Here is a 12,299-nt window from a genome sequence, read left to right on the forward strand (position 1 = left end):
GCAGCACCACAAGGAGATTCAGATGGCTGAGAAGCTGTACGCGACGTTGCAGACCACCGCCGGCCCGATCAAGGTCGAGCTGTTCCCGAACCACGCGCCGAAGACGGTCAAGAACTTCGTCGGGCTCGCCGACGGTTCGAAGGAGTGGACCGACCCGGCGACCGGGCAGCCCGGTCAGGGGCCGCTGTACAACGGGACGATCTTCCACCGGGTGATCGACGGGTTCATGATCCAGGGCGGCGACCCGCTGGGTAAGGGGTTCGGCGGCCCGGGCTACCAGTTCGGCGACGAGTTCCACCCGGAGCTGCAGTTCGACCGCAAGTACCTGCTGGCGATGGCGAACTCGGGGCCGAACACCAACGGCTCGCAGTTCTTCATCACCGTCGCGGCGACGAGCTGGCTGAACAACAAGCACACCATCTTCGGTGCGGTCGACGACCCGGCGTCGCAGCAGGTCGTGGACCAGATCGCGAACACCAAGACCGGCGCGCAGGACAAGCCGGTCGAGGACATCGTGATCGAGCGCATCGACATCACGCAGGAGTAACCGGTACGACGTCCGCACACCGGGCGGCCGAGCGGTTCGGCCGCCCGGTGCGGCATGCTTGAGGCGCGGCGCCGTCCCCGCGGGTACGGCGCAGTCCAGCAGGCACGGAAGGGCGCTCGATGACCGAACCGCAGACGACCGGCAGTCCGACCGTCCCGGTCTGCTACCGGCACCCCGGCCGGGAGACGTACGTCCGATGCGTGCGCTGCAACCGCCCGATCTGCCCGGACTGCATGAACACCGCCTCGGTCGGCTTCCAGTGCCCGGAATGCGTGACGCAGGGCAAACGTACTGTTCGGCAGCCGCAGGGCGCGTTCGGCGGCAGCCACCGCGCCGGCGAGCGCGGGTACGCCACGATCACGCTGATCGCCGTCAACGCCCTGGTGTACGTGCTGATCCTGGTCGGCGGTGGGCTCGGCGCGGCGATCGGCAGCGGCAGCAGCTTCCTCGCCGGCGCCACCACCGGGCTGGAGCTCAAGCTCGGCGTGTTCTCGCCGGCGATCGCGGACGGCCAGTACTACCGCCTGGTCACGGCGATGTTCGTGCACTTCAGCATCCTGCACATCGCGATGAACATGTACGTGCTGTGGGTGCTCGGGCGCTACCTGGAACGCGCGCTCGGCCCGGCCCGGTTCGTCGCGCTCTACTTCATCGCCGGCATCGGCGGCAACGTCGCCTGCTACCTGTTCACCGACCGCACCCTGTCCGGCGGCGCCTCGACCGCGGTGTTCGGCCTGTTCGCGGCGATGTTCTTCGTCAACCGCAAGCTGAACCTGTCCAGCTCCAGCGTGGTCGTGCTGATCGTGATCAACCTGGTCTTCAGCTTCCTGGTGCCGGGCATCTCGATCATCGGGCACATCGGCGGCCTGGTCACCGGTGGCGTCCTCGGCCTGGGCCTGGCGTACGCACCGAGGTCGGCCCGGACGCCGGTGCAGATCGCCGTACTCGGCGGCGTCCTGCTGGTGTTGATCCTGCTCACCGTGGGCAGAACGGCCCAACTCCTGGCGACCTGACGCCGGTAGCCGCCTGCCCGCCGGTAGCTGCCGGTGGCGCGATCTTCCGGAACGTTCAGGTGGTCGGACGCATCGCGCCCAGCTGACGGACCACGTCGACGCAGTCGGCGCCGCCGAGCTGGGTGCGGCTGAACAGGTGCAACTCGGTGTCGCAGTCGATCTCCACCAGCTCGGACCGGATGCCGCGGCGGGACCGGCGGTCGACCCGGATGCGCTCCACGTCCGACCACGGGACCCGGTGGTGGCCGAGGATGCCGCGGATGGTCACGCCGTCCCGGTCGGCGGCCAGCGAGACGGCCAGCACCAGATCGCGCAGGGCCAGCACGGCGAGCACCATGGCCCCCGCCAGCCCGATCGCCAGCCCGACCCGGTCGGTACCCCCGGCCCAGAGCCCGGCGACGACGAACGCCGCCGCCCCGACGCCCTTCAGCACGGCGGCGGCGGGGCGGACCCGCCACTCGACCCGCTCCGGTACCGGTCCGGCGGCCGGCGCGGCCGACTCGTCGGCCCAGCCGGTCTCCGCCGCCCAGTCCGCGGTGCCGGCGGGCGGCGCATCCGGCCAGCCCGCGGCGCCGGCGTCGGGCGCACCGAGCGGGTCCGCGGTGCCTGCGGGCGGTGCATCCGGTCGGTCCGCGGCGTCGAAGGGCGGGACAACGGGCCGGAACGGGTCGGCCCGGTCGGTCGGTGTCGTCTCATCCCCGCCCGGGTCGCCCGGCGCCCCGGGCCGCACCTTGTACGGCTCCGCTCCGCTGTCCATCCGCCCAGTCTGCCCGCCCGCCGAAACGCCGGCCACACCCCGCGCGCGGCGACACCGGACGGCACCGTGCAGCGGCGGGCAGGGTCAGGCCGGCAGCGTCAGGCCGGCAGCGTCAGGCCGGCAGGGTGGCGGCGACCTGTCGCCGGATCGTGCCGAGGTCGACCGTGGTCGACAGCAGCGCCTCGTCCGGCTCGTCCGGGTTCGGCTGATCGACGCCGAGCAGGGTCCGGAACACCCGGGGCAGTACGGTGCGGCCGAGCAGATCGGTGGCCAGCGCCGCACCGTCCGCGGTGGCCAGCTCGTACCGGTCGGTCAGGTAGTCGGCGAGCCGCTGGTGCGCGCTCGCGAAGATCGCCTCGAAGTACGCGCGGGCGCTGGCCGGCATCCGCTCGGCGGCGCTGATACAGAGCCGGCAGGTGTGTACCTGAGGTTCCCAGACGAGCAGCTGCAGCAGCCGCCCGCAGTACCGGGTGACCGCCTCGTCGGGCTCGCTGGCGTACGTGTCGGGGGTGCGCAGCCGGCCCAGGTACAGCTCGCGGACCAGCTCCAGCACGGCCAGGAACAGCGCGTCCTTGCTCTTGAAGTGGGCGTACAGGGACCGCTTGGAGGTGCCGGCCCGGGCCGCGACGGCGTCCATCGAGGCGCGCTCGTACCCGGTTTCCAGGAAGACCTCCTTGGCGCTGATCAGGATGTGCCGCCGCAGCTGTTCGCCCCGTCGCTGGGGGGTGCGGTCACCCGTCATCGCACGGCCCTCTTCATGTGCCTTGCACCTCGTCAGAAGTAAACGGTACAGTAGAGTTTACTTGTTCGCTCCTGCATATCGGAGACATGCCATGATCGTCATCACCGCACCCACCGGCAACATCGGCCACCAGGTTCTCGACCACGTTCTCGCCACCGACCGACCGGTCCGGGTCATCGTCCGGAATCCGGCCCGGCTGCCGAGCCGGGTCCGCGACCGGGTCGAGGTGGTGCCCGGCTCGCACGGGGACCCGGCCGTCGTCGACCGGGCCTTCGCCGGTGCCGAGGCAGTGTTCTGGCTGGTACCGGTGGACCCCGCGGCCGAGAGCATGGAGCAGGCGTTCGCCGGGTTCACCGGGCCCGCCGCCGCCGCACTGCGCCGGCACGGCGTACCGCGGGTCGTCGATGTCAGTGCGCTCGGTCGCGGCACGCCGTACGCCGAGCGCGCCGGCTACGTGACCGGCTCGCTCGCGATGGACGACCTGCTCGCCGACACCGGCGTGGCGCTGCGCACCCTGGCCGCCGCCGGCTTCCTCGACAACGTGCTGCGCCAGGTCGGTTCGATCGCCGGCCAGGGCACGCTGTACGACGTGGTTCCGCCGCAACGCGCGCTGCCGATGGTCGCCACCCGGGACATCGCCGCCGTCGCCGCCCGGCTGCTGCTCGACGACGGCTGGACCGGTCGGCAGGACGTGCCGCTGCTCGGCCCGGAGAACCTGTCGTACGCCGACCTCGCCGCCACCGCCGGCGACGTGCTCGGCCGCCCGGTGCGGTACGAGCAGATCACGACCGCGGCGCTGGCCGACCAGATGCTCCGGTACGGCCGGTCCGCGGCGATGGCGCAGGGGCTGGTCGAGATGATGACCGCGAAGGTGGACGGCCTGGACGACGCGGTGGTGCGCACGCCACGGCACGTCGCGGACACGCCGACCACGTTCCGCCAGTGGTGCGAGGACACCCTCGCGCCGGCCGTGCGCGCCGCCGCCTGACCCGCCGGGCCGGCGACCGCGGTACGCTTCGGGCAAAGGCTACCGGGGAGTAACAGATGCGCGACGCGGTCATCGTCGAAGCGGTACGCACGCCGGTCGGACGGCGCAAGGGCACGCTGGCCGGGGTTCATCCGGTCGATCTGTCGGCGCGGGTGCTGACCGCGCTGGCCGAGCGGTCCGGCATCGACCCGGAGCTGGTGGACGACGTGGTGTGGGGCTGCGTCAGCCAGGTCGGCGAGCAGTCCTGGAACATCGCCCGCAACGCGGTGCTCGCCGCCGGCTGGCCCGAGTCGGTGCCCGGCACCAGCATCGACCGGCAGTGCGGCTCCAGCCAGCAGGCGCTGCACTTCGCCGCCGCGGCGGTGGTCAGCGGCCAGTGCGACGTGGTGGTCGCGGGCGGCGTCGAGGCGATGACCCGGGTACCGATGGGATCCTCGGTCGGCCACGACGTCGGCACGCCGTTCGGCCCGCAGGTGCTCGCCCGGTACGCCGGTGTCGAGGGCGTCACGCCGGGGCCGCTGCCGTTCAACCAGGGGGTCGGCGCCGAGCTGATCGCCCGGCGCTACGGGTTCGGCCGCACCCAGCTCGACGAGTACGCGCTGGCCAGTCACGCGAAGGCGGCCGCGGCCCAGGACGCGGGGCTGTTCGTGGACGAGATCGTGCCGGTGCCGCTGGACGGCGGCGGGGTGTTCGACGCCGACGAGGGCATCCGGCGCGACACCTCGCTGGCCAAGCTCGGCGAGCTGCCGACCCCGTTCCGGCCGGACGGGGTGGTGACCGCCGGCTCCGCCTCGCAGATCTCCGACGGCTCGGCCGCCATGCTCGTCACCACCAGCGAGAAGGCACGCGAGCTGGGCCTGACCCCGATCGCCCGGGTGCACGCGACGGCGCTGGCCGCCGCCGACCCGGTGTTGATGCTCACCGCACCGATGCCGGCCACCGTGAAGGTGCTGGCGAAGGCCGGGTTGGGCATCGACGACATCGGCGTGTTCGAGGTGAACGAGGCGTTCGCGCCGGTGCCGCTGGCCTGGCTGAAGGACACCGGCGCCGACCCGGAGCGGGTCAACCCGCGGGGTGGCGCGATCGCGCTCGGGCACCCGCTGGGCGGCTCCGGCGCGCGGCTGATGACCACGCTGCTGGGCGCGATGCGTACCGGTGGCCACCGGTACGGGCTGCAGACGATGTGCGAGGGCGGCGGGATGGCCAACGCCACCGTGCTGGAGTTGCTCGACGCCTGAGCCGGGCCGCCGGAGCCGGCGGCGTCACTGCATCGGCAGGTCGAACTCGCCGTCCTTGGCGCCGCCGACGAACGCGTCCCACTCGGCCTGGGTGAAGACCAGCACCGGGCTGTTCGGGTCCTCGCCGTTGCGCATGCAGATCTTGTCCTCGACGAACGCCACCTCGATGCGGCCGCCGCCCTTCGGCGTCTCCTCGTCGGAGCCTCGCCACACCGCATTGGTCAGGTCGGGGCATTCCTTCTTCTGCGACTCGGGAGCGGTCATCGTCTCTCCTCAGCGGGCGGTACCGGCGCCGACCGGCGCCGCGTTCGACGGTAGCCGGGCGGTTCGTCGGTCATCGACCGGGTCGACGCGACGCCTCGGCGGGCGCGCGGACACTGGCGTGATCAACGACACAGGCAAACTCGACGTCGGAAATCGGACAGTGGCCGCGACGGGGCCGATGCCGAACTCGAGTGACCGTGGCCGCCATGTCACGACAGGTACCAACAGAGTTATCCACAGTGTGGATAACTCTGTTGATGGGGCGATCCCGGGTGCGCGGCGATCCCGGGTGTGCCAGGAGAGTGCGACGGTCGGGTCAGCGCCACCGGGACAGCACGACCAGGCTCGCCACCAGCGCGGCGAAACCGATCGCGAGGTTCCAGTACCCCCAGGTCCCGACCGGGAAGAGGCCGCCGGAGAGGTAGTAGGTCACCAGCCAGCCGATCCCGACCACGATGAGCACCAGCGCGGTGATCGGCACCCAGGTCGGGCTGGGCTTCTTCTTCGCCGCGGCGGTGCGCTCCTGCGGTCGCAGATCCGCGGCGGCGTGTAAACCTTCTTCGTACGTACTCGCGACTTAGGCACGGTCTCTCCTGACAGGGGTTCCGGACGCTAGCGTAATCAAGGTTGGGCAGACCGCAAGGAGGAGGCGTGGCGGATTCCAGTCCCGCGGACCGGAACCCCGGGTTGCTCGCCCAATTCCTGCTGCCGCGCCGGCGCCCCGGCCGAAAGCCCGGTTGGTCTGCCATCGTGCCACTTGTGGTCGTTGCCGCGGGGTTCCTGTTCGCCACCACCGCCAGTACCGCCCGCGGCACGCAGCTGCGGGAGGACCGCCGGGTGCAGCTCAGCGACGCGATCCGGCAGCGCCAGGCGGACGTGGCCCGCAGCGAGAAGCGGGCCGCCGCGCTGCGCGCCGAGGTCGAGGACGACACCAGCCGGCAGGGCCGCAACGATGCGCGCGTGCGTGACCAGCAGAAACGCGCCGACGGAAGCAAGGCCACCGCCGGCCTGACCGCGGTGCACGGCCCGGCGCTCACGGTCACCCTGAACGACGCGCCCCGCCAGCCCGACCGCCAGCTGCCCACCGGCGCGACCGCCGACGACGTGGTGGTACACCAGCAGGACGTGCAGGCGGTCGTCAACGCCCTGTGGGCCGGTGGCGCCGAGGCGATGTCCATCATGGACGTCCGGGTGATCTCGACCAGCGCGGTACGCTGCGTCGGCAACACGCTCCTGCTGTCCGGCCAGGTGTTCTCGCCGCCGTTCGTGATCGTGGCGATCGGTGACCGGGGCCGGATGAACGCGGCGCTGGACACTGCGCCGGGCGTGCGTGCCTTCCGCGCCGCGGCCAAGGACTGGGGTCTCGGTTACGAAGTCAAGGAGGACGACGACGTGCGGGTGCCGGCGTACCACGGGTCCTCGTCCCTGTCCGACGCCCGCGTGCCGCGGTAGGAACGGATGCGAGCCGATCATCCCGCGGAGGGCACGTGAGCTACTGGGGGCCGGAGGAAGGCCGGGGCTGGCGCCCGGACGACGACGAGACGGTCGTCATGCCGGCCGTGCCCAGGGAGATCCGGTCGCACCGGGCCCGCGGTCGGGGCCGCGGGCGGGGAGCCGGACGGCCCGAGCCGGCCGCCGCGGTACCGCCGCACGCCGACGGGCCGGTGCGCCGGGCCGTCCGCGGCATCGGTGAGGTGCTCATCACCTGCGGCCTGATCGTGATGCTGTTCGCCGGGTACGAGATCTGGGGCAAGCAGATCGTCATCCACAAGCAGCAGGACAGGTACGAGCAGCAGCTGCAACGGGCCTGGCAGGATCCGCCGAAGAAGGCGGACGACGCGCCGCCGCTGCCCGGCCAGGCGCTGGCCCGGCTGTACATTCCGCGGTTCGGCATCAAGCTGATCGTGGTGCAGGGCGTGACGCCGGAGGACATCCGCAACGCGCCCGGCCACTACCCCGACTCCGCGATGCCCGGCCAGATCGGCAACTTCGCCGTCGCCGGCCACCGGGAGGACGCGATCTTCCCGCGCAACTTCGACAAGTTGCGGATGGGCGACGACATCATCGTGCAGACCCGCACCACCTGGTTCGTCTACCGCACCTACCAGCAGCAGATCGTCGACCCGCACCAGGTGGACGTGGTCAACCCGGTGCCGGGCGAGCCTGCGGACGCCAAGCCGACCAAGGCGCTGGTCACGCTCACCACGTGCAATCCGTGGTGGGACAACTACCAGCGGCTGATCTACCACGGCAAGCTGGTCCGCCAGATGCCCACCGCGGACGGCATGCCGAAGGAACTGAAGGGCTGACGGATGTACGGGTGGATCTGGCGCAAGCTCCCGTTCGGCCTGCCCGGGAAGCTGATCGGCACGCTGGTACTGGTCGCCGGCGCCGCCGCGCTGCTGTGGTACCTGGTGTTCCCGGCCGTCGACCCGATCCTGCCGTTCAACGACGTCCAGGTCACCGGCCCGGGCAACGACCCCGGTTCGGGCAACGGTGCCGGCCACGATCGCGGTACGCCGAGCCCGACGCCGCGCCACGCCGGCGGCTCCGACCTTCCCGGCAACTGACCCGCTGGCGGGGCGTGGACAGCACCTAGACTTCCTGACATGGGTACCCGGGTGCTGGTGGTGGACAACTACGACTCGTTCGTGTTCAACCTCGTGCAATACCTCGGCCAGCTCGGGGTGGACTGCCTGGTCCGCCGCAACGACGAGCTGACCGTCGACGAGGCGCTCGGGCTGGACGTGGCCGGCGTGCTGCTGTCACCCGGCCCCGGCACGCCGGGCCGCGCCGGCATCTGCGTCCCGCTGGTCACCGCCGCCGCCGGGCGGCTGCCGATCTTCGGCGTCTGCCTCGGTCACCAGGCCATCGCCGAGGCGTACGGGGCGACCGTGGCGCGGGCGCCCGAGCTGCTGCACGGCAAGACCAGCGAGGTGCACCACACCGGGGCCGGGGTGCTCGCCGGCCTGCCCGAGCCGTTCACCGCCACCCGGTACCACTCGCTCGCGGTGACCGAGTCGACCCTGCCGCCGGAGCTGGTCGTCACCGGGCGCACCGAGTCCGGCGTCGTGATGGCGATGCGGCACCGCGACCTCGCGATCGAGGGCGTGCAGTTCCACCCCGAGTCGGTGCTCACCCAGGGCGGTCACCTGATGTTGGCGAACTGGCTGGCCGGCTGCGGCCACCCGGAGGCGCTGGCGCTCGCCCCCGCCCTGGCCGAGCAGGTCGAGCGCCGCCGCCTCGTCGCCGCCGGCTGACCGCCGGCGAAATCAGTCGCCGCCGGCCCCGCCGCCTTCACCGGTCGGGAGCGGGAACCCTGGCGATGAGGGAGTGCTGCTCGGCGTCTCGGTCGGGCTCGGGGAGCTCGAACCGCTCGGACTGGGCGACTTCGACTGGCCGACGGCCACCGTCAGCGTCACGTGCGCTCCGCGTACCGCGAACTCGCCACCGTTCGGCGTCTGGCTGACCACCGTGCCCTGTTTCTGGCTGGACGCGGTGTCGGGTTGCACCGTGATGTCGGTGAAGCCGGCGTTGCGCAGCTGCTGCTCCGCCTCGGACTGCATCTTGCCGACCACCGACGGCACCTTGACCTGGTTGCCCTTCGACAGGTGCACGCTGACCGTCGTGTTGACGGCCAGCTCGCTGCCCTTCGGCGGGTCGGTGTCGACCACCGTGCCCTTCGCGTTCGCGCTGTCCACCTCGGTGAACCGGGCCTTCAGGTGATGCAGCTCGAGCGTGCTCTTGGCGCCCTCCCGGGTGAACCCGGTCACGTCCGGCACCTTGACCGTCTGCGGGCCGCTGCCGATCGTCAACGTCACCTGGGTGCTGGTGGCGATCTTCTTGTCCGGCTGCGGTGTCGGCACCTCCTCGATCACCTTGCCCCGCTGCGCCTTCGTCGACTTCGCAGAGCGCTGCTCGACGTGCCGGAAGCCGGCGGTGTGCAGGGTCTTGATCGCGGTCGCGGTCGGTTTGCCCTTGACGTTCGGCAGCACCGCCTTCGCGCTGTGATCCGACTGCAGGTAGAGGCCGATGCCGACCGCGGCGACGCCGAGCACCACCAGCAGCGCCAGCGAGACGAGCACCCACACCGCGCGGCGGCGGCGGGCCGGGTCGGTCACCCGGGCGGCCGGCTGGGTACCGGTGTCCCCGCCGGCGCCCCCGGCCCCCAACACCTGGGTACGGGCCTCCGCCGGCGGCGGCGGGGTGGCCAGCACCGGCCGGCCGTTCGCCGCCCGCAGCATGTCGGCGCGCATCTCCGCGGCGCTCTGGTACCGGTTGGCGGGGTTCTTGGCGAGCGCCTTCAACACCACCGAGTCGACGTCCGGCGGGACGTCGGGGTTGCGCTGGCTCGGCGGCTTCGGCTCCTCCCGGACGTGCTGGTAGGCGACGCTGACCGGGCTGTCCCCGGTGAACGGCGGCTGCCCGGTGAGCAGCTCGAACAGCACGCAGCCGGTGGCGTACACGTCGGAGCGGGCGTCGACGGTCTCGCCGCGCGCCTGCTCCGGCGACAGGTACTGCGCGGTGCCGATGACGGCGCTGGTCTGGGTCATCGTGGTGGTGGTGCTGGCGACCGCGCGGGCGATGCCGAAGTCCATCACCTTGACCTGCCCGGCGTCGGTCAACATGATGTTGCCGGGCTTGATGTCGCGGTGGATGATGCCGTGCCGGTGGCTGAACTCCAGCGCCGAGCAGACGTCCGCGGTGATCTCCAGCGCGGACTTGGGCGGCAGCGGCCCCTCGGCGGTCAGCACCTCCTTGAGGGTCCGTCCGCTGACGAACTCCATCACGATGTACGGCAGCGCCTCGCCGTCGGCGCCCTTCTCCTCGCCGGTGTCGTACACCGCGACGATGGCGGGGTGGTTCAGCGACGCGGCGTTCTGCGCCTCGCGCCGGAAGCGGGCCTGGAAGGTGGCGTCCCGGGCCAGGTCGGTGCGCAGCATCTTGATCGCCACGTCCCGGCCCAGCCGCTGGTCGAGACCCTTGTGCACCTCGGCCATGCCGCCGTAGCCGATCAGCTCGCCGACGTCGTACCGGTGACCGAGCACCCGGTCCTCGTCGGTCACGGGGAGTCCTCCCCGATGCCGAACTGCCCTGCCGCGCCACCGGTGTGGCCGGACAGCGAGTCGTTGTCGCCGGTGCCGCCGCCGGCATCACTGCCGGTGGGGGACGGGTTGCCGTTCGGGGTGGTCGGCGCGGTCGACGGGGTACCGGTGTCGCCGGACGGCGAGGACGGGTCCATGCCCGGCATGTGGTCCTTGTCGCCACCGTCACCGTGGCCGTTCCCATTCCCGTTGCCGTTGCCGTTGCCGTTCCCGAAGCCGCCGGTGGACACGTAGACGAGGACGTTGTCGCCCTTGTGCAGCGGCGAGCCGTCGTTGCGCGCCGGCACGCAGCTGACCACCTGCCCGGCCGGTGGCTGGAACACGGGCTTGTCTTTCTTGATCGGGTTGAGCCCCTTGTTCGTCAGTTCCTGCTGGACCTCGTCCCACGACTTGTTCTGGCAGGAGTCGACGTCGAAGTCGACCGTGTCGTTCTGCGACGCCTTGGCGCTGGGCGAGTGGGTCGTACCGCCGTTGGCCCGGTTGTTGTCACTGCTTCCGCTGGTCAGCGCGTAGGCGATGGCGCCGATACCGCCGAGCACGACGACCACCGCGAGCACGATCGCAGCGATCTTCAGCCCACGCCCGTTGCCGCCGCGCTGCGGCGTGGCGCCGGCGTACTCGTCGTTGCGTTCGTACCCGGTGTTCATCGGCGGCCCGGACGGCACCGAGGCGGCGCCGCGCGAGTAACCGCCGGCACCGCTGGTCGGCGCGTACCCGCCGGGGCCGCTGGTCGGTGCGCCGGCCGGCAGCACCGAGGTGTGCTGCGGGCCGCCGGAGGCGGCCGCGCCGGCGCCGAACGACGCGGTCGGCGCGCCGGACGCGACCCGGCGGGCGGCCTGCGCCATCGCCGACGCGCTCGGCCAGCGGGCCCCGACGTCCTTCGCCATCGCCCGGTCGACCACCTCGCGCGCGCCCTGCGGTACGTCCGCGGGCAGCGGGGGTGGCACGTCGCGGATGTGCTTCATGGCGACCTGGATCGGGTTCTCGCCCTCGAACGGCCGACGCCCGGACAGGCACTGGTAGCCGACCACGCCCAGCGAGTACACGTCGGAGGCGGCGGTGATGTTGCCGTTGCCGGTGGCCTGCTCGGGCGACACGTACGACGCGGTACCGAGGATCGAGCCGGCGGTGGTGAGCTGGCCGGACATCGCCGACCGGGCGATGCCGAAGTCGGTCAGCACCAGCCGCCCGTCCGGCCGGACCAGCAGGTTGCCCGGCTTCACGTCCCGGTGCACGATGCCGTGCTCGTGCGCCGCCTGCAGCGCCTCACCGGCCTGGGCGAGCAGGTCCATCGTGCGGGCCGGGGTGAGCCGGCCGACCCGGGCCAGCGTGGTGGACAGCGCCTCGCCCTCGACGTACTCCATCACCAGGTAGGCGATCTGGCCGCCACCGTCGATGTCGGTCTCGCCGTAGTCGTACACCTTGACCACGCCGGGATGGTTGATCGTGGCCATCACCCGGGCCTCGGCGCGGAACCGTTCGACGAAGCCCGGCTCGGACAACAGCGCGGATTGCAGGATCTTCACCGCGATGACGCGGCCGAGGACGGTGTCCTCCGCCTTCCACACGTCGCCCATGCCGCCGCTGGCGATCCGCTCGGTCAGCCGGTAGCGACCGCCCAGTGTGCCCCCGGGCGTCAGCATGT

13 protein-coding genes and 1 pseudogene are annotated in these 12,299 nt (G+C 71.9%); 8 read left to right on the top strand and 6 right to left on the bottom strand.

Features of this window, described 5'->3' with window-relative positions; translation table 11 throughout:
* The first annotated feature begins 22 nt into the window (after positions 1-22).
* Both Asera_RS06085 and Asera_RS06090 read left to right on the top strand, forming a co-directional pair.
* On the top strand, positions 23-547 hold the full coding sequence (locus Asera_RS06085) for a peptidylprolyl isomerase (protein WP_030445352.1): 525 nt from the start codon (positions 23-25) through the stop codon (positions 545-547).
* 119 nt (positions 548-666) lie between these two features.
* Positions 667-1,560: a rhomboid family intramembrane serine protease gene (locus tag Asera_RS06090; RefSeq protein ID WP_030445353.1), complete on the top strand. Its 894-nt coding sequence runs from the start codon at positions 667-669 to the stop codon at positions 1,558-1,560.
* 55 nt (positions 1,561-1,615) lie between these two features.
* Here Asera_RS06090 and Asera_RS06095 read toward each other — a convergent pair whose 3' ends face one another.
* Complete coding sequence (locus Asera_RS06095) at positions 1,616-2,317, bottom strand: PH domain-containing protein (protein ID WP_051801991.1); 702 nt, start codon at positions 2,315-2,317, stop codon at positions 1,616-1,618.
* 112 nt (positions 2,318-2,429) lie between these two features.
* The gene (locus Asera_RS06100; protein WP_030445355.1) at positions 2,430-3,059 is read right to left on the bottom strand and encodes a TetR/AcrR family transcriptional regulator; all 630 of its coding nucleotides are present in this window, start codon (positions 3,057-3,059) and stop codon (positions 2,430-2,432) included.
* Positions 3,060-3,150: 91 nt separating this feature from the next.
* Here Asera_RS06100 and Asera_RS06105 point away from each other — a divergent pair, with 91 nt between their 5' ends.
* Complete coding sequence (locus Asera_RS06105) at positions 3,151-4,047, top strand: NAD(P)H-binding protein (protein ID WP_030445356.1); 897 nt, start codon at positions 3,151-3,153, stop codon at positions 4,045-4,047.
* Between the two features lie 56 nt (positions 4,048-4,103).
* Positions 4,104-5,285, top strand: coding sequence for a thiolase family protein (locus Asera_RS06110; protein WP_030445357.1), 1,182 nt, complete (start codon positions 4,104-4,106; stop codon positions 5,283-5,285).
* A gap of 24 nt (positions 5,286-5,309) precedes the next feature.
* Here Asera_RS06110 and Asera_RS06115 read toward each other — a convergent pair whose 3' ends face one another.
* Both Asera_RS06115 and Asera_RS06120 read right to left on the bottom strand, forming a co-directional pair.
* Positions 5,310-5,549, bottom strand: a complete 240-nt coding sequence (locus Asera_RS06115; RefSeq protein WP_051801992.1) for a DUF397 domain-containing protein — start codon at positions 5,547-5,549, stop codon at positions 5,310-5,312.
* Between the two features lie 316 nt (positions 5,550-5,865).
* Positions 5,866-6,134, bottom strand: a pseudogene (locus tag Asera_RS06120) (cell division protein CrgA).
* 66 nt (positions 6,135-6,200) lie between these two features.
* On the opposite strand from Asera_RS06120, the gene Asera_RS06125 reads away from it, so the two are divergent.
* From Asera_RS06125 to Asera_RS06140, 4 genes are read left to right on the top strand one after another with little or no spacing between them, the layout of a single operon-like run.
* Positions 6,201-7,001, top strand: coding sequence for a DUF881 domain-containing protein (locus Asera_RS06125; RefSeq protein WP_051801993.1), 801 nt, complete (start codon positions 6,201-6,203; stop codon positions 6,999-7,001).
* Between the two features lie 35 nt (positions 7,002-7,036).
* Positions 7,037-7,858, top strand: coding sequence for a class E sortase (locus Asera_RS06130; RefSeq protein WP_051801994.1), 822 nt, complete (start codon positions 7,037-7,039; stop codon positions 7,856-7,858).
* 3 nt (positions 7,859-7,861) lie between these two features.
* Positions 7,862-8,119 (top strand): hypothetical protein, encoded by a 258-nt coding sequence (locus tag Asera_RS06135; RefSeq protein ID WP_035295899.1) that lies wholly within the window; start codon positions 7,862-7,864, stop codon positions 8,117-8,119.
* Positions 8,120-8,158: 39 nt separating this feature from the next.
* Positions 8,159-8,809 carry an aminodeoxychorismate/anthranilate synthase component II gene (locus Asera_RS06140; RefSeq protein WP_030445363.1) on the top strand — a complete coding sequence of 217 codons (651 nt, stop codon included), beginning with the start codon at positions 8,159-8,161 and terminating at the stop codon, positions 8,807-8,809.
* A 12-nt stretch (positions 8,810-8,821) separates the two neighbouring features.
* On the opposite strand, the gene pknB is transcribed toward Asera_RS06140, so the two are convergent.
* Both pknB and Asera_RS06150 read right to left on the bottom strand, forming a co-directional pair.
* Positions 8,822-10,615 (bottom strand): Stk1 family PASTA domain-containing Ser/Thr kinase, encoded by a 1,794-nt coding sequence (pknB, locus tag Asera_RS06145; RefSeq protein ID WP_030445364.1) that lies wholly within the window; start codon positions 10,613-10,615, stop codon positions 8,822-8,824.
* Entirely contained in the window at positions 10,612-12,297 is a 1,686-nt protein-coding gene (locus Asera_RS06150; RefSeq protein ID WP_084131077.1) for a serine/threonine-protein kinase, read from the bottom strand. The genes pknB and Asera_RS06150 overlap by 4 nt, the downstream gene beginning before the upstream one ends.
* Between the last annotated feature and the right edge of the window lie 2 nt (positions 12,298-12,299).

Source organism: Actinocatenispora sera (genome assembly GCF_018324685.1).
Classification (GTDB): Bacteria; Actinomycetota; Actinomycetes; order Mycobacteriales; family Micromonosporaceae; genus Actinocatenispora; species Actinocatenispora sera.